Origin of the sequence: Sinorhizobium kostiense, from assembly GCF_017874595.1 — a bacterium.
Taxonomy (GTDB): Bacteria; Pseudomonadota; Alphaproteobacteria; order Rhizobiales; family Rhizobiaceae; genus Sinorhizobium; species Sinorhizobium kostiense.
Genome location: NZ_JAGILA010000001.1, coordinates 810,395 through 830,860 on the forward strand (window position 1 = coordinate 810,395; position 20,466 = coordinate 830,860).

At 62.6% G+C, this 20,466-nt stretch carries 16 protein-coding genes; 13 read left to right on the top strand and 3 right to left on the bottom strand.

The features are described 5' to 3' along the window. Positions 1-12: 12 nt before the first annotated feature. Positions 13-1,131 (bottom strand): hypothetical protein, encoded by a 1,119-nt coding sequence (locus tag J2Z31_RS03620; RefSeq protein ID WP_209600507.1) that lies wholly within the window; start codon positions 1,129-1,131, stop codon positions 13-15. Beyond that, positions 1,128-1,844 carry a N5-glutamine methyltransferase family protein gene (locus J2Z31_RS03625; protein ID WP_328243162.1) on the bottom strand — a complete coding sequence of 239 codons (717 nt, stop codon included), beginning with the start codon at positions 1,842-1,844 and terminating at the stop codon, positions 1,128-1,130. The genes J2Z31_RS03620 and J2Z31_RS03625 overlap by 4 nt, the downstream gene beginning before the upstream one ends. A 200-nt stretch (positions 1,845-2,044) precedes the next feature. Between J2Z31_RS03625 and J2Z31_RS03630 the strand changes: the two genes are divergently transcribed. From J2Z31_RS03630 to J2Z31_RS03685, 12 genes are all read left to right on the top strand, one after another. Further along, a complete protein-coding gene (locus J2Z31_RS03630; protein WP_209600509.1) occupies positions 2,045-3,367 on the top strand; it encodes a lipopolysaccharide biosynthesis protein in 1,323 nt (440 codons plus the stop codon). Then, positions 3,364-4,512, top strand: coding sequence for a GNAT family N-acetyltransferase (locus tag J2Z31_RS03635; protein WP_209600510.1), 1,149 nt, complete (start codon positions 3,364-3,366; stop codon positions 4,510-4,512). Before J2Z31_RS03630 ends, J2Z31_RS03635 begins: the two co-directional genes overlap by 4 nt. A 199-nt stretch (positions 4,513-4,711) precedes the next feature. Further along, entirely contained in the window at positions 4,712-6,283 is a 1,572-nt protein-coding gene (locus J2Z31_RS03640; protein ID WP_209600511.1) for a GumC family protein, read from the top strand. Positions 6,284-6,296: 13 nt separating this feature from the next. Beyond that, positions 6,297-7,622, top strand: coding sequence for an O-antigen ligase family protein (locus J2Z31_RS03645; protein ID WP_209600512.1), 1,326 nt, complete (start codon positions 6,297-6,299; stop codon positions 7,620-7,622). Then, the gene (locus J2Z31_RS03650; protein WP_209600513.1) at positions 7,615-8,370 is read left to right on the top strand and encodes a polysaccharide deacetylase family protein; all 756 of its coding nucleotides are present in this window, start codon (positions 7,615-7,617) and stop codon (positions 8,368-8,370) included. The genes J2Z31_RS03645 and J2Z31_RS03650 overlap by 8 nt, the downstream gene beginning before the upstream one ends. Then, complete coding sequence (locus J2Z31_RS03655; RefSeq protein WP_234939234.1) at positions 8,364-9,623, top strand: glycosyltransferase family 4 protein; 1,260 nt, start codon at positions 8,364-8,366, stop codon at positions 9,621-9,623. The genes J2Z31_RS03650 and J2Z31_RS03655 overlap by 7 nt, the downstream gene beginning before the upstream one ends. 303 nt (positions 9,624-9,926) lie before the next feature. Continuing rightward, the gene (locus J2Z31_RS03660; protein ID WP_209601052.1) at positions 9,927-11,021 is read left to right on the top strand and encodes a glycosyltransferase family 4 protein; all 1,095 of its coding nucleotides are present in this window, start codon (positions 9,927-9,929) and stop codon (positions 11,019-11,021) included. Positions 11,022-11,061: 40 nt separating this feature from the next. Beyond that, positions 11,062-11,424 carry a VanZ family protein gene (locus J2Z31_RS03665; RefSeq protein WP_209600514.1) on the top strand — a complete coding sequence of 121 codons (363 nt, stop codon included), beginning with the start codon at positions 11,062-11,064 and terminating at the stop codon, positions 11,422-11,424. A gap of 105 nt (positions 11,425-11,529) precedes the next feature. Then, a complete protein-coding gene (locus tag J2Z31_RS03670; protein WP_209600515.1) occupies positions 11,530-12,528 on the top strand; it encodes a glycosyltransferase family 2 protein in 999 nt (332 codons plus the stop codon). Then, on the top strand, positions 12,525-14,690 hold the full coding sequence (locus tag J2Z31_RS03675; protein ID WP_209600516.1) for a glycoside hydrolase family 5 protein: 2,166 nt from the start codon (positions 12,525-12,527) through the stop codon (positions 14,688-14,690). The genes J2Z31_RS03670 and J2Z31_RS03675 overlap by 4 nt, the downstream gene beginning before the upstream one ends. A 136-nt stretch (positions 14,691-14,826) precedes the next feature. After that, entirely contained in the window at positions 14,827-15,849 is a 1,023-nt protein-coding gene (locus J2Z31_RS03680) for a capsular polysaccharide export protein, LipB/KpsS family (RefSeq protein WP_209601053.1), read from the top strand. A gap of 280 nt (positions 15,850-16,129) precedes the next feature. Then, the gene (locus tag J2Z31_RS03685) at positions 16,130-17,944 is read left to right on the top strand and encodes a methyl-accepting chemotaxis protein (protein WP_209600517.1); all 1,815 of its coding nucleotides are present in this window, start codon (positions 16,130-16,132) and stop codon (positions 17,942-17,944) included. 503 nt (positions 17,945-18,447) lie between these two features. Here the strand turns inward: J2Z31_RS03685 and J2Z31_RS03690 are convergent. Continuing rightward, positions 18,448-19,461, bottom strand: coding sequence for an AraC family transcriptional regulator (locus J2Z31_RS03690; protein WP_209600518.1), 1,014 nt, complete (start codon positions 19,459-19,461; stop codon positions 18,448-18,450). A 551-nt stretch (positions 19,462-20,012) separates the two neighbouring features. On the opposite strand from J2Z31_RS03690, the gene J2Z31_RS03695 reads away from it, so the two are divergent. Further along, on the top strand, positions 20,013-20,450 hold the full coding sequence (locus tag J2Z31_RS03695) for a helix-turn-helix domain-containing protein (protein ID WP_209601054.1): 438 nt from the start codon (positions 20,013-20,015) through the stop codon (positions 20,448-20,450). Positions 20,451-20,466: the final 16 nt, after the last annotated feature.

The window sequence follows — 20,466 nt, forward strand, 5'->3', positions numbered from 1 at the left end:
CGTGTCTTGGCGCTATCCTTCAAAGCGGCCGCCAATAAGCCGGCTCCAATGTTCTCCGGCGAGGCCGTTGAGGAAGGCTTGTGAGCGGCGGAAGGCGGCGAGGAGTTGTTCGTCGCGTGAATGGACCACGGTCGAGGCGGCGTGGACGAAGCCGATGCGGCGGCCCATCATGGCTTCGAGCAGCGCCGGCTGGGTTCGACCACGCACTCCCGCCGCGCCGCGAGCGGCGGCGTGGTCGATCAGGCAGTCGAGGACGGGCCCGGCTTGCCCCGGCAGCGCAAGGATTTGAAGAACGTGGGCGATGCCGCCGGGCCGCACATGGTAGAAGAAGGCGCCAACGGGTGCGCCGGTGCGGGTTTTGATCGCTGCAAGCACCGGCTCGCCATAGACCGGCTTCTCCACCGCTTCCCTGAGAATGTGCTCGAACTGGCCGTCGGCCCACGCCGGCTGCAGGGCAAATTGCCTGATCAGGAGTTGGAAGAGCTCCGCGAAGCTCTCCCGGCCGATGTCGGTCACCTGGAGCGCCCCCGGCGTGCCGGCCTCTGCAGGAACGCCGGACCAGCGAAGCTCTCCCCGGTTCATCTTGCCGCGATGCCGCCCGTCGAAGGCGCGCGCCAGCGGCGCCAGGACGCGCGCGGGGCGGAGTCGCCGAGCGACGAGATCGAGCGCGAAAGAGGCGGGCCGGACGACGCGCACCCAGTCGAGGCTGTATTGCGGCAGAACGATACCGCGCAGCCGCGTCCACATCTGCATGGAGACTTCGCTGGCGGTCTCGCTGAAGGAAAGATCCTGCGGACCGGCGAGAAAGGCCTTCAGGAGCCGCGCACCGGCCAGCGGGTCGCTCTCGCGATCCTCGACCATCAGTGAACCGCAAATCGCCGCGCGCAGTCGCCGGCCCTCATAGGACATAGGCAATACATTGACGCCGACGAAGCCTGAGATCCGCCCGGCGTCGTTGACGTGAACGAGCGGCGTGATCTGCGGATCGCAACCAGGCGCTTCGAGGTAGTGGTGCCGCAGATATTCGGTAAGGGGCGGCGGAGGCGCCGCGTCGCTGTGCCGGAAGACCTTTTGAAAAAGAGTTGCGATGGCGGGGATGTCTTGCGCCGCGAGCGGACGGATGTCGCTCATCTCACATGACCTTCCCCGCCCCCGCCGAGCTTGCGGGTGATCGCCACGCGCGGCCTGCCGACCGCGTCTTCGGCAAAATGGACCGGTTCGTAACATTTCGCGCGGGCAAGCAACGCGGCTGCCTGCCGATCCTGCCCTTCCCCGAACTCGAAGAGCAGCCAGCCGCCCGGCTTCAGGAAAGGAGCCGCTTCGCGGGCCAGCCGCTGGTGGATGGAGATGCCGTAGGGCCCGCCGTCGAAGGCCTCACGCGGCTCATGCTCGAGCAGGTGCGCACTATCGCTTTCGAGGCGGGCCGTCGAAATATAGGGAGGGTTGCAGACGATCATGTCCACCGCGCCTTCGAGCCCCTCGCCGCTCAGGGCCCCAAAGAGATCGCCCTGCTTGATCAGGACGCGATCCTGAAGCGAGAGGCACGCCGCGTTGCGGCGAGCGAGCGCAACTGTGCTGTCGGTCAGGTCCGCGCCCCAGACCTCAGCCCTGGGGATCTCCGCCGCGATCCCGAGTGCAAGATTCCCGGAACCGCAGCACATGTCGACGACGGTTGGCGTCTCCGCCAATTCGCGGAGGATCGCAACCGCGCTTCGACCGAGTAGCTCGGTCTCTTCGCGGGGCACCAGCACGTCCGGTGCAAGTTCGAGTTCTATGCCCATGAAGCGGACAAGGTGGGGCGAATAGCCGTCGGCCCGGTCCTGATGCTTATCGTCCCGCAGCACGAGTGCTCCTTCGGTTGTCGGTGGTGCCTTGGTGCCGCGGACACTAGCGCACTGAGGTAAACGGAAGCTGAAATGCAATTGACCGGCCATGTTAACCGGCCAATCATCTCTCGGCGCTAAGTTGCGCCGCAGCCACGAGAGCAGGCTGGCAGTGAAGCCTGCCCAAGCTGAGACCCTGAATACCAAGCAAGGCGGATTGGATGGCATCGGAGGGCATTACGGAAGCGAGAGGGGTAAAGGCCCTTCTGCCGATGCTGCTTTCCTATGCGGCATCCGGCGGCAGTCTCGTCATCAGTTCGGCCGCCCAACTCCTCACCTTCGCCATACTGGCGCGCTGGCTTGGCGTCCACGAATTCGGTGTCTTCGTCGCGATTACCGCCGTCGCCAACATCGCCGTTCACTTGTGCGGACTGGGCGCGATGGAAAGCCTGGTGCGCCGTGTCGCCCGCGACAGAGGCGTGTATCCGGACATGCTCGGTCACAACATCCTCCTGACGGCTGGCAGCGGATTGCTTCTCGTCGTCATTGGAGCCGTGATCCTGCCGTTCTTCTTCACTCTGGCGGACGGTACCGTCATAAATATTGCGGTGGTGATGCTGATGCTCGTCACCAACATCGCGCTCGTTCGGGTGATCGTGCTGGCCGAGCAGATATTCATCGCTCACTCCGATTTCGCCTCCGCCAACAAGGTGGTCGTCGGCTTTGCCATGGCGCGGACGATAGCGGCTGCGCTCGCCTGTATCGCCTTCGGCGTCTCGACGGTGGCCGCCTGGGCCGTCTCGCAGTTCGTGTGCCACGTCCTCGTTGCGTTTGCCTGCCTCTCGGCACTCAAGCGCCTGGGCAAGCCGCGCTATCGCATCGTGCGGGAGGAGATTCCACAGGGCCTTTACTTTGCCGTTCCCTTCATCTTGCGTGCGCTGAGGCAGAATGCCGACCTTCTGGTTCTGAGCCTTGTCACCACCGCAGAGATCGTCTCGAGCTACAGCGTCGCCCGCCGGATGCTGGAGAGCAGCTACCTTTCGGTAGACGCGCTCAATCGGCTCGTCTATCCCGGTTCCGCCAGGGTGTCCGCCGCCGGATTGCATCACGCCTTCGAGCGTGTGCTGCGGGTGCTTGCCGCAGCAACGGTCATCGGCTTTGCGGCCGCGGTGACAGTCTTCCTGCTCGCGCCGATCCTGCCCTATCTTTTCGGGGAGGACTATGTCTCCCTGGTCGGATTCGTGAAAACCCTTTGCTGGGTCGTCGTGCCGCTCGCCATCTGGTCCGTGGCGATGGAGGCGCTTGGCGCCTCGGGCTATCACGCGCCGCGGGCAACGGTGATGGGTCTTGGTAGCGTCGCCGGTGCTTGCCTTGCCGCTTGGTCGAGTTGGTATGCGCCGCCCGCCGGAACATTCCTTTCATTCTACGTCATCGAAATTGCGATGGTCGCCGGCGCCTGGGGCGTCTTCCTGCACTTCGTACGGCGCGACCGCGAGAGCGCCGCCGCCGGGCCGGCGCTCGCGGCCAGCGAGGCCGGCGCATGACCGTCGATCTCTTGACGGCGCGATCCTTCGCGGCGGCCGAAGGCTATGGTCCGCGCAAGTCATCGGTCCGTGCTTTGGAGAAAGCCGACCTTCCGGCGGTCGCGGAATTGTTCAGCAAGGTATTTCGCCAGCGGAACTGCGAGCCCGGCGACGATCTGAAGCATTACCTGGAAACCGTCTTCTTCGGCAGCCCGCATTTCAGGCCGGAACATGGAAGCGTGTTGCATGAGAACGGCGATGGCGGAATCGACAGCGCTATTCTCTCGGTGCCTATGCAGTTCACGGTGCACGGCCGGCAGATCGTCGCGCGCCTTCTCTGCGCCTTCATGGTCGACGGCAAGTTGGGCGCTGCGGGAGCAGCACGGCTTGCACGCACCGTGCGGGCAGCGCGCCAGGAGATGTGCTTCTCCGACAGCTCCTCGCCAGTGAGCGCCGACCATTGTACTGCCGGTGGCGGGATAATTCTGCCGATCCACAGCCTTGAGTGGCGGCGTTCCTTCCGCCCACTTGTCGCCGCCGCGCTGCTTGCCGGGCGTCAGATTCCTGCCCTGGTATCTCGTCCCATGATCCGCATCCTCGGGCTGGCCGATCGGGCGCTTCGTCGATGGCGGCCTTCCCTCAAGGCCAGTGCTGCAGCCGGATTGCGGACCGAAGCCGCGAGCCTGGACGCCTTCTTCCAATGCGCAGCGCCGATGCTTGAGCGATTTTCGATCCGCCCGACCTGGTCCAAAAGTGAATTCGACTGGCTGGTTCAGGTCGCGTCACTGAACCGGAGCCTGGGGGTGCTGCAGTCAAGGGTCGTGCGCACCGCGGAGGGCAGGACGATCGGCGCCTTTCTCTTTTTCGGAAAGGCGAACAGGACAGCCAATGTGCTCAACATTCTCTGTGAGGAGGGGCGGGAACTCGACGTTACGGCCGCAATGTTCGCCAGCCTCGACGAAGAGGGTTACGCCGTTGCCCGGGGGATGGGCCAGCCATTCCTGATGAACGCAATCTCACGTCAGCGCTGGCTCTCCTTCCGGCATCGGGGCTACTTCTGCATGGTGACCCGCCACACCGACCTCAGGGAGGCAGCATTGCGAAACGACATCTATATCGGCGGGCTCGCGTCGGAAAGTTGGAGCCGGCTCCTGACGGATTTCTAACTCGCGTCTGCCCGGGCGTTCAGAACCAACGCTAAGGGCGGAAGCGCGAGACGCAAGCGCGTGAAGCCGCGCCGTGACAAAGGTTACCGAGCACCGGCTTGGCTTAACGGATTGTTCACCGTGCCGCCCTACTTCTTAACGATCACTGCGCGTGGCAGGCAAGCTCCTGTGAGATCAGGAGCATGCGTGGGGAAAACGGATGTACCGGCCGAGCGAGCCCGATAGACAAGCATTGCGCCTCGAAACGCGCTTTGAGCGGCCGCGCTCGCGTGGAGGGTCGCTGCTCGACTTCCTGCCCGCAGCAGAGCCGGAAACGGATCCCGAGAAACCCTCGGCCGCATCGCCGGCTCCAGTCGCTCCCGTGGAACCCGGCCGATTGCGGCTCAGCGAGTATTTCCCTGGCCTTTCATTGCTTGGCGATCTCGGCGTCGACGATATCGTTGCCTGGCTGCGTGACGGCCGGCGCTGGATCGTCATGGCGCTCGTCCTTTGCATCGGCGGCGCACTCGGCTACGCGATGATGGCGACGCCGCGATATACGGTTTATACCGACATCGTCGTCGACCCCGCCAACCTGAACGTCGTCAGCGACGACGTGTTCATGAGCAACCCCCAGCGCGACGCGCAATTGCTGGAGGTCGAAAGCAGGCTCAGAACGCTCACCTCGCGCAACGTGCTGAAGCGCGTCATCGACAAGCTGCGGCTGACCGAGGACGCGGAATTCGTCAAACCGACGCCGCTCTCGGCGCTCTTCGCGCTGTTTTCCTCCGAGGACGCGAAGGCCGGGAAAGAGCTTGCAGCGATGCGGGCGCTCTCCGAAAGGGTTGAGGCTCGGCGCGAGGAACGCTCATTCGTCGTGGTCCTAAAGGTCTGGAGCGAGGAGCCGGCAAAAGCGGTCATGCTTGCGGACGCCATCGTCAGTGCCTTCGAGGCGGAGCTCTTCCAATCGGCTGCCGAAAGTGCCGGCCGGGTCGCGCAGAACCTGAACGGCCGGCTGGACGAACTGCGCCAGAGCGTGACCGAGGCCGAAAAGAAGGTGGAGGAGTTCAGGCGCGCTAATGGCCTGCTCTCGGCAAACGGCGAACTCGTCAGCAATCAATTGTCGAGCGAACTCAATACGCAGGTGCTTCAAGCACAGCAACGGTTCATCCAGGCCGAGACGCGCTACAAGCAGATGAGCGCGGCGATTGCGCAAGGACAGACCGCCAGCGCCTCGATCTTCGAGTCGGCAGACATGACCAACCTTCGCCAGCAGTACAACGCCCTGCAGCAGCAGATCGGCTCGATGCAGCTCACCTATGGCGAAAGGCACCCGCGCCTGGCGGCAGCCCGTTCGGAACGGACGACGCTGGAGGCGGCCATCAGAGGGGAGGCCCAACGCATAGCCGAACGCGCCAAGGGCGATTTCGATCGCGAGCGGTCGGCCCTCAATGCCCTGCGAGCGAAGGCGAGCGACGAGAAATCGAATGTCTTCACCGACAATGAAGCGCAGGTGCACCTTCGCGATCTTGAGCGAGAGGCGCGCACAAAGGCCGCGGTCTACGAGACGCATCTGGCGCGCGCCCAGCAGATCACCGAACGCCAGCAGATCGATACGAGCAATATCCGCGTCATCTCCAGCGCCATGCCGCCGGAATCCCGGAGTTGGCCGCCCCGAACGATCATCCTGTTGATCGCCGGCGCCGTCTTCGGCCTCGTCGGGGGCGTCTCGATGGCGCTTGCCCTTGGCCTGTGGAGATATGTCCGCGGCCATCAGCCTGCGGCCGGATAGGAGTGGCGGCCGGATGGGCACGGGGTTTCAGGAGACGAGTGAGCCTAATTCGAGGCTGCGCGTCGGCACCTTCCTGTTCATGGCGCTCTTCCTGTTCCTGTGGGTGTCGATCGACCCCTTCGTTGATCTCACGGGCGAGGCGGTGCTGGACCCTTCCGCAGGGAATTCCAACCGGCTGAACCAGATCCTGGCGCTGCTGCTGACGGCGAGCATGCTCGGCTATGGTCTCTTGCATCCGATGCGCGGCATCATTCTGCAGCCGCGCGTGCTGATGGCGCTGCTTTATTCATGGTTCTTCTTCGTCTCGGTGATCTCCGCCCATCCGACGCTCGGTATCAAGGGCATCATTCTTTCGACGATGATGACGCTCAATGCCAGCATCTACCTGCTGCTGCCGGCAACGGAGCGTCACTTTGCCAAGATGCTCGGCATCGGCACGCTGATCATGCTTGGCTTTGCCTATTATGGGGTATTGTTCAAGCCGACGCTCGCCATCCACCAAGCGGCGGAATTGCGCGAGCCGATGAATGCCGGCCTGTGGCGCGGCCACTTTCCCCACAAGAACAGCGCGGCGGCGGCGATGGTGCTCGCAGCCTTTTTCGGGCTCTTCGTCATGAACGGCTGGTCGCGTCTGGTGGGCCTTTCGATCGTGGTCCTCTCATTCCTTTTCCTCGTCAATACGGGGGGCAAGACGTCGACGGCCATGCTGCCGGCGATCCTGATGCTCGCCTGGATCTTTGAAAAGTTCCGCTTTCTCCGGGTTCCGATCGTGATCGGCGGCGTCGGGCTCTTCAATCTGTTCGCCGTCGGCTCCGCTGTCATCAGACCGTTCGGAGAGTTCATCGCCGGGCTTGGCATCGATGCGACCTTCACCAATCGCTCCGACATCTGGCGTTTCGCCTTTTCCGCGCTGGCGGAGCGGCCGTTGACCGGTCATGGCTTCAAGGCATTCTGGCAGACCGAGGAACTCGTCTATAGCGGCGGCACGGTCGAGACTTGGGCGGTCGCAGCCGCCAATGGGCACAATTCTTACCTGGACATTGCCCTGACGACCGGTTTTCCGGGTCTGCTCCTCACGCTGCTCTGGCTGATCGTCCTGCCGCTGCGCAACATCTCCCGCATCGGCCCTGATCGCGAACACGCGCATCTGACGCGGCTTTTCATCCGTATTTGGCTCTATACGATCTTCCACGCCGGCCTCGAGAGCCTCTTTTTCGAGGGCGGCAGTCTTCTCTGGTTCACCTTCATGTTTGCCCTCTACGGATTGCATCTGCAGTCGAACGCCGTGCTCAGCACCGCGCCCGCGCCCTCAAGAAGGAGGCACATTGCCCATGCTTGACTGGCAAGGACGGGTCGGCGCGCTCGTCGACAGGGTGGCAAATCGACTGATCTGGCAGTTGGCGAGCGGCCGGCGAGCGGTCGAGACGGACGTGCCAATCGTCTCCTTCACCTTCGACGACGTGCCGGACAGTGCGCTCACCGAGGGCGCGACCATCCTGGAGCGGCACGGTCTTAGCGGCACCTTCTATATTGCTGGCGGACTCGGCGGACGGGTCGAGCCCGAGCGGACCTTGATCACGCCCGAAGGATGCGGCGAGTTGCTGGCGCGCGGCCATGAAGTCGGCTGCCACACCTTCGCGCATCGCAGAGTACGCGACATGCGCCGCCTCGCTGAAGATCTCGACCGCAACGCGGAATATCTCAAGAGTGCCGGCGCTGCAAAGCGGGTTCGAAATTTCGCATTTCCCTACAACGCCGCATGGCCGCGTGCGCGCACAGAACTCGCCCGTCGCTACCGAACCTGCCGCGCGGCCGGCGAGGCGATCAACCGTGGTTTGGTAGATCCGCTGATGCTCAAGGCCGTGGAGATCCGCCAGCCGGAGCGGCATGCACGGGATTTGACCCGCTGGGTCGATGACGTGGTCGACCGGCCCGGCTGGCTCATCTTCTTCACCCACGATATCGCCCCTCGGCCCACAGCCTATGGCTGCACGCCGGAGACCTTCGATCATCTCGTCCGCTACGCGGTCGACAAGGGGTGCAGGGTGCTTCCAGTCGATCGAGCGCTGGACGAGATCAATTGGTAGGGAACACCGTGCCCGCGCTCGACAACACCGGAAAGCGCCTGCTGGCGATCAACAATTACTTCTATCGCCGCGGCGGCGCGGAGGCGGTCTTCTTCGACCATATGCACATGTTCGGCGAGATCGGTTGGGACGTCGTGCCCTTTGCCATGCAACACGACTTGAACGAGGCCTCGCCCTGGTCGGACTACTTCGTTTCCGAGATCGAGTATGGCCGGCAGGCGGGCACGATGCGCAAAATGAGGCAGGCCGCCAGCGTCATCTACTCGCTCGAAGCACAACGCAACATCCGCCGGCTCGTTGAGCGGGTGCAGCCATCGATCGCGCATGCCCACAACGTCTACCACCATCTGTCGCCGGCAATCTTCTCGACCCTGAAGTCCTGGAGGATCCCGGTGGTCATGACGGTGCATGACCTCAAGCTCGCCTGCCCATCTTACAAGATGCTGCGCGACGGCAGGGTCTGCGAGGACTGTCGCGGCGGCAGGATCTACAACGTCCTTCGCCATCGCTGCATCAAGGGCTCGCTGCCGCTCAGTGCCGTTGTCTTCGCGGAAACCATGCTGCACCGCCTGCTCGGGCTCTATCGCGATAAGGTGGACCGGCTGGTGGTGCCGAGCAGCTTCTACCTTGAGAAGCTCGCCGAATGGGGTTGGCCGCGGGAAAGGATGGTCCACATTCCGAACTTCGTGGACGTTTCTGTTTTCCGTGCCGATTGGCAAGAGGGCAACTATTTCGTCTTTGCCGGCCGGCTCGCTCCCGAAAAAGGACTTTCGACCCTGATCAGGGCAATCGCCCTTTCGGGAGAGCGGTTGATTATTGCCGGAACCGGCCCGGAAGAGGCGAGCCTCCGACAACTGACGGCCGAGCTTGGGGCGGACGTCATCTTCGCCGGTTACCTCTCGGGTGAGAAGCTGCATCGGCTGATCGGTCAGTCCCGCGCACTCGTGCTCCCGTCGGAGTGGTACGAGAATGCGCCGATCAGCGTTCTGGAGACCTATGCGCTCGGGCGGCCGGTCATCGGTGCAGCGATCGGTGGCATTCCGGAGATGGTGCGGGAAGGCGAGACCGGCGTCTTGGCGGCTTCGGCTGACGTGGAAGATCTTGCCCGGGCACTTAAGGAGATGGCGGCACTTTCGCCGGCGGGGCGCGCGCGGATGGGGGCGGAGGGCCGATCCTGGATTGGCCGCGAATACTCCGCTGCCGCCTACCGGGCGAGGACGCTGGAGCTTTATGAAGCGCTGGGTGTCGCCTGAAACGCAACTCGCTCTTTAGGCGCCGAGTCTCACAGCCATCAGACGACACGTCCGATTTCCGGTCAGTTCGCTAAAAGTTTAGCGAGGTTTTTGCAGCGATCGTAAGTGTTCCGCACGTAAAGCATGCCCAGCGAATCTCCTCGGGGCGGAACAACCATGAGCGGTAAGACTGCAGTCTCGCGCGATGACGACCTGCAACCGGCATCGGTTGTGCCGGATTCGATCGGCAAGGTGCTTCATACCGAAGACCTCGACACGTTCCCGTGCCGGCGCTCGGCTGCCGGGGCGCGGCGGCGGGTGACGATGCTCGGGTTGCGCGGCATTCCGAACGTCCAGGGCGGAGTCGAGAAGCATGTTGAGATGCTCGCCACTCGCCTCGTGGCAGAGGGCTGGAATGTCGACGTCATTGGGCGGCGACGCTATCTTGCGCAATCCTCACCCTATTCCTGGGGCGGCATTCGTGTCTTCCCCCTCTGGGCGCCGCGGATCATGGCGCTTGAAGCGATCGTGCACACCTTCGTCGGCGTGTGCTTCGCCGCTCTGCGGCGTCCGGACATCCTGCATATCCATGCGGTGGGTCCGGCCCTTCTCGTGCCGCTTGCGCGGCTGTTCGGTCTGAAGGTTGTCGTCACCCACCACGGCTATGACTACGATCGGCAGAAATGGGGCAGCTTCGCCAGGCGTATGCTGAAGCTCGGCGAACGCTTGGGCATGAAGCTCTCAAATCGAGCCATCGCGATCTCGAGGGACATCGTCGAGACGATGGGAGCGCTTTATCGCGTGCCGGTCGCCTTGATCCCGAATGGGGTTGCGGTAACGAGATGGCGCGGCGACAGCGGCATATTGCGGGAATTCGGGCTTGAGCGGCGGCGCTATGTTTTGGTTGCCGCGCGGCTCGTGCCGGAAAAGCGCCAGACCGATCTGATCCAGGCCTTCGCGCGACTCGAAGGGGTCGGGTTCAAGCTCGTGCTCGCGGGCGGTGCGGAGTTTGAAACGCCTTATGCGCAAGACGTGAGGGCAATGGCGAGCAAGGTGCCGGGTGTCGTTCTCACGGGCTTCCAGACCGGCGAGAGGCTCGCCGACCTCTTTGCCAATGCCGCGCTCTTCGTGTTGCCGTCCAGCCATGAAGGTATGCCGATCGCACTGCTGGAGGCGATGGCCTACGGGCTTCCGGTGCTCGCGAGCGATATCGTCGCCAATCGCGAGCTCGGACTTCCGGCCCAGGACTATTTTCCCCTGGGCGATATTGATGCGCTTGCGGCGGCGATCGCCGGAAAGCTAACAAGTCCGCTCAGCGAGGAGGAAATTCTCGCCCGTATGCTTCATGCCGAAGCGACTTATAGCTGGACGAGTGTCGCGCAAAAGACGCTTTCGGTTTATGGAGCACTGGTGCGATAGCCTTCTCCGCACAGCGACAGTGAAGGGATGTAGTTGGGCGATGAATTTTAGGCGTGCTGTTTCCATCCTCGCATGGCTCCTGTTCGGTTTCATCGCCTATTCGACTCTCTCTCCGATCGGGATGCGTCCGCAGATCGGCAACTGGGTACAGCTCGAGAGGTTCGGCGCCTACGGACTTCTGGGATTCCTTTACGCAGTCGCCTATCCGAAGCGGCCATGGCTCGTACTGTCGCTGTTGTTGGCGGCCGCGATCGGGCTCGAACTGCTGCAGGCGCCATCGGCAGACCGGCATGCCCGGCCCAGCGACGTGGCGGTCAAGATGGCGGGCACGGCATGCGGCATCGGCGCCGCATGGTTCTTCGCCCGATTCTCGCGGCGCTTTGCCACGAAAGGGTGCGAATAAACCAAAACGCAAATTATCGCGGTTAGAACTGGTGCGCGCCCGGACGCCTCGGCGGCATCTGCATGCCTCGGCGCAAATGATTTCGGGTCGACCCTGGGGGCTTTCTTGACGATATCGATTATTATCAAGACCTTGAACGAAGAAAAGCGCATCGCCGCCACCATCGAGAGCGCGCTTACGGCGCTTGAAGGCAAGGACGGGGAGGTGATTGTCGCCGACAGCGGCTCGTCCGACCGCACGATCGAGATCGCCGCCCGCTATCGCGTCACCATCGCGCAGATCGCGCCGCCCGCACGACCAAGCTGCGGGATAGGCCCCCAGCTTGGCTTTCAATACTCCCGAGGCGATCATATCTGCCTTATCGACGGGGACATGCTGCTGGATGCCGGGTTCCTCGACGACGCCGTCCGTTTCCTTGCCGAGAACCCGGCGGTCGGCGGGGTAACCGGCCACGTCGAGGAGATGCACGTCGCAAATCTGGAATTCGCCAGACGGGTCAACCGGAACGCGCCGGAGAACCGCACGGGGGCGATCGATCGCATGAACGGCGGCGGCCTCTATCGGCGGCGCGCCATCGAGGATGTCGGCTATCTCTCCGACCGCAACCTGCACGGCTACGAGGAATTCGACCTTGGCATCCGCTTGCGGAGCGCCGGTTGGCGGCTTCATCGCCTCGATCGCCGTTTCGTCCAGCACTTCGGCCACACGGCCAACTCCTACCGGCTGCTGGTTCGCCGGTGGAAGAGCAAATATCTTTATGGTATCGGCGAACTCCTGCGCGCCTCGCTCGGCAGACCCTATTTCCTCCAGCTTTTGAGGGAACTGCCGGAACTCAGGCTCTGGACTCTCGTCCTTCTCTGGTGGGTGTTCTGTCTTAGTCTTCTCCTGTTCCTGCCAGACAAGGTCCTGGCAATCGGAGCGGTCCTCGCCATGCTTTCCGGTGTGGTCCTGCTCGCATGCGTCAAGAAGCGTAGCCTCGCCATGGGCCTTTATACGGTCGTCGCCTGGTTCTTCCATGCGGCCGCTCTTCCCGTCGGATTTCTCCGAAGCCGCCTGAAGCCGGATGCGCCGATCGAGAGCCGCATCTTGGGAAGGCCCGCATGAGAGTCGGCGTTATCGTCGCGGCGATCGCCTTCGGCTTTTCTGCACTGAAGGCGGGCGCCTTGGACCAATGGGTGCCGGTTCGCGACATCTCGCTCGAAGTGGCTGCCGGGAGCCCGCTCGATTTTTCTTCCCTGCTCCCGAACGGCACAATCGATGCCGGGCATCGCCTCGTCGCCGGACCGGAGGGACAACTGGCCCAGGCGGCCTCGCCGGAGAAGCCGGTCCGCATGTTTTGCGCTTCGCTTGCCTGGAGCCCGGCATCCGGCGGATTTCCGGATCATGACGGCGCCGACCGTTATGCACGGCAATTGGCGCGCCACGGCTACAATATCGCTCGATTGCACTTTACCGACGCGAGCCTGATGGCCGGCCGGCAGAAGGACTTCGATTTCGATCCGGAAACGCTCGACCGCGTGCATTACCTGCTCGCAGCGCTCAAGCGTAACGGAATTTACTGGATCATTGACGGGCTCACATCCTCGCGCGGCGCCTATGGGGGGTATGACGACCGCTGGGAGGCGAATGGCGACCTCAAGCTCCGGCTGCACCTGGATGAGGAGGCATTCGCCCACTGGAGCATGCTCCAGGAGACGTTCCTTGCCCGGGTCAATCCCTATACGGGAATTGCGCCGATCCATGACGACGCCCTGGCGCTGATAGTGCTCGCCAATGAAAATGGCATCGAATTCGATAGTGTCGTGCACGAGCGCACCGGCAAGCCTCACTACGACGAAGCGCTCGCCGCACCCTTCAACCGATGGCTTGAGAAGCGCTACGGATCGACGGACGCGCTGTCGCAGGCGTGGGGGGACCTCGCCAATGACGAGCGGTTGGAGGCAGGGAAGGTCCGGCCTCCTGGCAACCGCTATGCGGACAGTGCGCGCATGCGCGATCTCCAGGCTTTCTTCGTCGAGATGGAGCAGGCGACGGTCGCACGGATGGGCAAGGTGCTGCGCGATTTCGGCTACAGGGGCCTGATCAGCAGCTACAATAATTGGCCGACGGTGCAGACGGGTCTCAGCAGACGCGTTCTCGAAGCGATCAGCATGAACAGCTATCACGATTGGGTCGGCGGCTATGCGCCGGGCAGCGCGCTCACTCAGGTGAGTTCCATCGCCGACAGCGCCAGCTATGTGCGGATGATTGCCGCTGCTCGCTGGCTCGGAAAACCCTTCGTCGTGACCGAATACGATCACCTCTTCTGGAACCGGTATCGCTACGAAGCGGGCCTCGTTATGCCGGCCTATGCCGCGCTTCAGGGCTGGGACGTGCTTTGCCGCCATGGCCATGGACCCATCGCGCTTTCCTATGGCGAACCCTATCCGCACAAGCGGGCGATGCTGCCATACGCGATCGCACTCGATCCGGTTGCCCGCGCCGGCGAGACGGTCGCCGCACTCCTCTACCGCCGGGGAGATGTCGCCGTGTCAGCCATGAGAATCCCCTTTTTCGTTCGCGGTGAGGAGGACCTGTCGCAGGACATGCAGGCACGGGAGCCGGAGCACCTGACCGATCTTGCGCTCGTCGGCGGTATAGGACTGACGGACCGTGTTGCCGACGAGATCGGCGTCGAGCAACCGCGCATTCAGGATGCGCGAGCGATTCTGGCTGCACTGCGTGACAGCGGCCGCCTTTCCAAAGCCAACCGCACTGACGTCGCTAGCGGGCTCTACCAGAGCGATACGGGGCAAATCCTGCTTGATCGCAGGACCGGGCAATTTCGGGTCTCGACGCCAGCGACCGAGGCGGCGGCATTCGCTTCCCTGCGCGAACCGATCGATCTCGGTGTCTTGCGCATCGAGGTGGCGGACGGAAACGGGCTCGTTTCGATTTCGGCGCTCGAGGAAAGGGGGTCATTGGTGCAAAGCCGGCGAATGTTGCTGGTCTTTGCGACGGACGCCCAGAATTCGGGCATGGTATTCCGCGACAGTGAGGAGAGGATCATCGAGGATTTCGGGACACTTCCGGTCCTGATCCGTAAGGGCCATGTCGATCTCACGATCTCCCGGACAGTCGGCAAGTGGCAAGTCTCGCCGATCGGTCTCGATGGCACGGTCTATCCGCCTGTGAGGACGGGCGTGGGTCGCGTCGCCTTCCGTCTCTCCAATGATACGCCCTATGGGCCGACGACCTATTTTCTGGTCGAGTTCGACGAGCGCTGATGGTCTTCGCGCACGGCTGCAAGTCCACGCTCGTCAGATGGTGATTGCATTTGTCCGCCCAACCTGATTTCTGAGCGGCGTCGGCCGGAATCCATGGAGAAGTTCGGCCATGGGATGCACGGGTGTATTGCAGTCGATGGACAATTTGCCGGGGGTAGTCGATAAGGCTTGGTGGCCAAGGCAGGGCAGCAGGCTTGGCGCGACCTTCTTCGTGCGAAACGCCTTTCCGTGGCTTGGCCGCTATTTCGGCGACGGCGATCTCGCCTCGACGCTCTCGCCGAGGTTAGAAGGAGTCGTCTCCTGGGGAGGGCGCCTCCCCGCGCGTACGGCAATGGCGATTGCCCGGGCGCGAGCGCTGCCGCACTGGCATCTGGAGGACGGCTTCCTGCGCTCGGTCGGACTCGGGAAAGATGGTGCCGCCCCGGTTTCGATCATCGCGGACGATTTGGCGCTGCCCGTCGACGGTGACCGGGCCTCGCGTCTCGAGCGGTTGATCGCCGCGGCGGCGGCAGGCACGCACGATGACCTTGGCAGGCATATCCGCGAGCGGATGGTTTACCACCGGCTTTCGAAATACAACAACCTGCCGCATCGGCAACCGTCGATTGAGCGGACCCGCCGCCGGCGCATTCTGCTGGTCGACCAGGTGCTGGGCGACGTTTCGGTCGAGCGCGCGCTCGGCAGCCGCCGCTCCTTCGATCGGATGCTCGATGGCGCGCTCGCAAGCGGCGCCCAATGCGTGGTGCGGACGCATCCGGATGTGATGGCCGGCTATCGCAAGGGCTACATGACCGAGCGCGCCGCACGGATGCCCGACGTCATCCTCCTTGCCGACAAGGTTTCGGCCGCCTCGATCCTCGACGTTGTTGACGAGGTCTGGACCGTATCGAGCCAGCTCGGTTTCGATGCGCTTCTGCGGGGAATTCCCGTCCGCTGTCATGCGGTGCCCTTCTATGCGGGATGGGGCCTGACGGAGGATCGCGTCGATCCGGCCGGGCAGGCCGCATTGACGCGCCGTGGGGTCGCCCGACCGTCCATCGATGCGCTGACCGCAGCGGCGCTCGGACTGTATCCGTGCTACCGTGATCCGCAAACCTGGAACGCGATCGACGTTTTTGCGGCGATGGATCTACTGGTCTCTACACTCGACAAGCGCTGATCCGGTTACCCTTTCCTGAAAAGTAACGTGCCGCGCCTGACAGGAAGCGGGGCGCTTAGCCGGTTGCGCAAAAAACACCACGCGATCTCCTGGCTTCTTTACCATTCAGCAACCATGGGATGCACTAATAGATTTAGCAGAAATGGTACTGTCTGCAGGCGCCGATGCATGGTGCACGAGAAAGGTGCATAAGCTCGATTTACGAGCCGGGGCACCATCCTGTTTTCCCAAGTTTTTTCATCGTGAGCACCCTGCGGGGCAGAATGGATCGAGGCGACTGATGAAACTCAACATTGCGCGCGGCATGATTGTGTTCGGAGGCATCATCACCTTAGGCCTCCTGGTCTCGATCGGCATCAAGACACATGCCTTCAACAAGTTGCGGGTGAATGGACCGGTCTACACGCAGATCGTTTATGGCAAGGATCTCGTCGCCGATATCCTTCCGCCGCCCCTCTACACGGTCGAATCCTACATGCTGGCGATGGAAGCAATCGCGGATTCGACACTCGCCGCCAAAAACATGGACAAGATCGTCGCGTTGAAGGGTGCCTACGACGAGCGCCGGGATTATTGGAGGGCTTCCACGGCGCCTGAATTCCTGATGGACAAGCTCGCGAACGAGGTACTCGCGAGGGCGAATCTCTATTGGGCGGTCATGGAGGGGAAGTTCCTCGCATCGATGCGTAAGGGCGATGTGACAGCGGCGCAGCAGGCACTTGGCGAATTGCGGACGAGCTTCCATCACCATGAGGTCGCCGTAAACGAACTGGTGGCGATGGCTGTTCAGTTCCAGGGGCAGGAGGAAGCGGGCGCGGCTAAGGAGACGAGCCAGCTCTCCGCCGCCGCCATGATAAGCTCGGCGATCTCTGTTGCGCTTCTCGTCGCAGGCCTCTGGTACCTCCGCCGCCGGGCCGTCCAGCCATTGGCCGCAATGTCGTCCTACATGGAAACGCTCGCCGCCGGAGATTATAGCCGGTCGGTGCCCTACTCGCATCGAACGGATGAAATCGGGGCGGTGGCGAAGTCGGTCGGCGTTTTCCGTGAGGCCGCTATAGAGCGCCGCAACATGCGCGAGCGGACAGAGGAAGAGCGCCGTCGGCGCGACGATCATGAGGAGGTTCTGCGGCAGCAGAAGGCCGTCGAGGAAAATAACCGGGTGCAGGTTATAGAACAGCTCAGCCAGGCGCTCGGGCGTTTGTCGACCGGGGACGTTTCGACCCGCATCGACGCGGCCTTCACCAAGGAATTCGACCAGCTCAGAACGGAATTCAACGGCAGCGTCGAGCGGCTCGCGGAGACGATTTCCACCGTGCTCCAGTCCACGGCCCGCCTGCGCTCAAGTTCGAAAGAGATCGCCGACGCCACCGATGATCTCGCAAGGCGTACGGAGCAACAAGCCGCTTCCCTGGAGCAGACAGCCTCCGCCTGCGATGAGATCACCGCGACAGTGCGCAATTCCCTTGAAAGGGCACGCGAGGCAAGCCTCGTCATGACCACCGCGAAGGACGGGGCGCAGCATTCCGCGGATGTGGTGCGCAACGCGGTAGCTGCGATGGAGCGCATCGCCGGATCGTCGGAACGGATCCAGCAGATCATCGATGTCATCGACCAGATCGCCTTCCAGACCAACCTGCTCGCCTTGAACGCGGGCGTCGAGGCAGCGCGCGCGGGCGACGCGGGCAAGGGCTTCGCCGTGGTCGCGCAGGAGGTTCGCGAACTCGCTGGCCGTTCGGCCAACGCTGCAAGAGAAATCAAGACCTTGATCGAAACCTCGACGCGAGAAGTGGCGGAAGGGGTGCAACTCGTCAATCAGACCGGCACTGCGCTGACCGGCATCGAGGACCATATGGTGAGGGTCAGCGGGCTGATCGGAGACATCGTGGTTGCGGCCGACGAGCAATCCTCAGCGCTGGCAGACATCAATGCAGCGCTGCAGCAAATGGATCATTTCACCCAGCAGAATGCGGCAATGGTTGAAGAAACGAACGCAGCCTGCCGCACCTTGAGCGAGGAAGTGCTCGACCTCGGCAAGGTCGCCGAACGGTTCCAGACAAAGCGGAGCACATCGGCGCGCGAGCGCCTGGTGGCGTGACATGCCTTCTAGGTAGCGTCGGGTGTCACCCAGCGCGATTGCCAAGGCTGCCGGTGACCTCCGCTAAGGAGGGAGCCTATATTCCAGGGTTGGGAAAGACCGTCTGGTCGCCACCTGCGGGCGTCGAATTCGAGTGTTGCCGGAAGCGGCAAGTGCCAGCGGCACGCCTGCCGCTGGCACTTTGAGCCCGGGGCATCATGCCCAAGGCTGCCTGCACCCACGGATGAGACTGTAAGCTGCTCGGAGGGCCGCGGGCTAGCGCCTGACGAACAAACCCATATCCGCTCTGCGCAGTTCATATACGGTAAGCGCATAATTGCGAAAGCACCTCTCCCGTGCTCGGCCGGAGCGGCGATGGAGCATTCGCCGTGAGGAGGATCCGCGAATGCGGCAGGAGCAAACACAAGGCGGGTCGGGGAGCGAGGGCGACTTGTCGATGTGGGCTTCGAGGTAAGATGCCGCAGACCCTCGCTGGCGCTGCTGGCGCAGAACCATGCTGACGATCAGCCCTTTAGGGATCTCGGCGAAGCGGCGCCAAGGGCGCGCCCGCCATTCAGGCGGACCGTCTCGGAGGGCGTTTGGCCGAACGCATCATAGTAGATTGCGGCGAACCGGCCCATGTGGGTAAAGCCCCAGGCCCGAGCGATCTGCGCGATCGAGAGCGTGTTGGCTTCGTCGCAAAGGGATTTGCGCACGCCTTCAAGCCGAATACGACGCAAATAGCTCAAGGGTGTCGTATCCTTGAACTGCTGGAAGCCCGCCTGCAGCGCCCGCACGCTCGTGCCGGCTTCACGCGCGATTTCGGCGACACTCAAGGGCTGCGATATGTTGGCGACCATATATTCGATCGCTTTTTTCAGGTTGCGGGGCATGGCCGGCGAGACTGGCCTTTGTAAACGCTCGCTGTAGTTGTGCGGAACCGATTCCAGGATCATGACCATGGCTGCCTGAAAGAGGTGAGAGGTGGCAGTCGCATTAACACCATCGTCGCTGTCGATGTCGAAGCAATTCCAGATGAGATTGCTAAGAGATGTCAGGCGTGATCCGGCGGGCGACGTCGTGTCCAGTGTCGCGCATATGTCGATGTCATTGAGAATGGGGGCATCGAGCAAGCTACTGAGTTGGCTCACCATCGCCGCTTTCTCGAAGGCAATCCCCAAATGAGCGCGGTTCTCGTAAAGCGTAAGTCTGTCGAAACAGCCCATATTGCCGACCAGCGCAGTGCCCGGGACAGACACCAGGCGTCGTCTGCCGATATCGACGTCCATCGCGTTTGTGGTGGGGATATAAAGTACGAAGACGTCGGCGGGCTGCGAGAACGTGACGCTCATTCCCGAATGGCATCGGCCGGACCAGATGCTGAAAGGGCCGGCGTCATAGTGCCGGTCTTCGACCACTATGCGCTCATTCGGTCTTAACGGCTCAACCTTGGCGGGCGAAAGGGTTCTTGCATAGTGTTCAGTCATCTCGTCGGCATCGGCCTCGACGACCTGGAACCCGATCTGAGCGTACCTCATGCGGGTATCGCCAACCGCTTCGGAAGGCCGGATGCCGGTATGAGCAAAAACGTCACGCCACCTCCTCGGTCTGAATCCGTCACCCCCCAATTGTCATATAAATAAGCGTGTATTAGCGTTGTGGTAAACTATACATAGGTGTAACCGGGAGGGCCTGCCTCTCCTTGCCTGAGCCGGCAATGGGACTGCCGAAGCCAGGCAATGGCCGCCGACTTCCAACCCCATTTCAGGGTTCTTCAAGTTTGGCGCTGACAGCGGCGGACCACACTTCTGCCGACACCTCGGGCGGAGTCGATGCAAGTGTTCGAACACGGGTAACGGCCTTATCCCGACGGCGCCGGCGGAAAAGCATCGTCGATGGGATAGGCCATGCGCTTATCGGATAACCTACTGGTTGTTTTCGTATGTCTTTTCGATCCGGACCTGCTTATTCAAGGAAAGCGCGAATTAAACCGCTTACGCGTCTTGCCTCGGCCGACCCTACTCCATCGTCGCGGCCTGGCGCGTGAATGGCAGAACAGATCGAAGTTGAAACCCAGAGTGAGGGAATAATGCAGGGGCGACCCAACAAGAAAGAACCGCGCGCTATCGACATACACGTCGGCAACCGCATCCGCTTGCGTCGGCTGGCACTGGACTGGAGCCAGACAAGGCTCGGCGACGCGCTTGATGTGAGCTTTCAGCAGGTGCAGAAGTACGAGAAGGGGCTTAACCGTGTCGGGGCAAGCCGTTTGCAGCGAGCGGCCGAGGTCTTGGGCGTTACGGTGTCCTACTTCTTCGAGGGCGGCGCGGAAGGGTCGAAGGACACGCAACAGGATCCGGCAGTCGTTTCCAGCGACGAGCTGCTGCAGTTCCTGACGACGGAAGAAGGTGTCGCGCTCAATCGCGCTTTTGCGCGGCTGACGGACGCGCAGGTGCGTCGCCGAATAGTGGCGCTGGTAAAGGCACTCGCCCCAGCTGAGCCGATCCTCAGCGAAGCAGCGGAGTAGCGCTGAGGTACGTGCT

Coding starts and splice junctions, on each gene's coding strand:
- J2Z31_RS03620 (WP_209600507.1), bottom strand. CDS start 1,131: ATGAGCGACATCCGTCCGCTCGCGGCGCAAGACATCCCCGCCATCGCA.
- J2Z31_RS03630 (WP_209600509.1), top strand. CDS start 2,045: ATGGCATCGGAGGGCATTACGGAAGCGAGAGGGGTAAAGGCCCTTCTG.
- J2Z31_RS03635 (WP_209600510.1), top strand. CDS start 3,364: ATGACCGTCGATCTCTTGACGGCGCGATCCTTCGCGGCGGCCGAAGGC.
- J2Z31_RS03640 (WP_209600511.1), top strand. CDS start 4,712: ATGTACCGGCCGAGCGAGCCCGATAGACAAGCATTGCGCCTCGAAACG.
- J2Z31_RS03645 (WP_209600512.1), top strand. CDS start 6,297: ATGGGCACGGGGTTTCAGGAGACGAGTGAGCCTAATTCGAGGCTGCGC.
- J2Z31_RS03650 (WP_209600513.1), top strand. CDS start 7,615: ATGCTTGACTGGCAAGGACGGGTCGGCGCGCTCGTCGACAGGGTGGCA.
- J2Z31_RS03660 (WP_209601052.1), top strand. CDS start 9,927: ATGCTCGGGTTGCGCGGCATTCCGAACGTCCAGGGCGGAGTCGAGAAG.
- J2Z31_RS03665 (WP_209600514.1), top strand. CDS start 11,062: ATGAATTTTAGGCGTGCTGTTTCCATCCTCGCATGGCTCCTGTTCGGT.
- J2Z31_RS03675 (WP_209600516.1), top strand. CDS start 12,525: ATGAGAGTCGGCGTTATCGTCGCGGCGATCGCCTTCGGCTTTTCTGCA.
- J2Z31_RS03680 (WP_209601053.1), top strand. CDS start 14,827: ATGGACAATTTGCCGGGGGTAGTCGATAAGGCTTGGTGGCCAAGGCAG.
- J2Z31_RS03685 (WP_209600517.1), top strand. CDS start 16,130: ATGAAACTCAACATTGCGCGCGGCATGATTGTGTTCGGAGGCATCATC.
- J2Z31_RS03690 (WP_209600518.1), bottom strand. CDS start 19,461: ATGAGGTACGCTCAGATCGGGTTCCAGGTCGTCGAGGCCGATGCCGAC.
- J2Z31_RS03695 (WP_209601054.1), top strand. CDS start 20,013: ATGCAGGGGCGACCCAACAAGAAAGAACCGCGCGCTATCGACATACAC.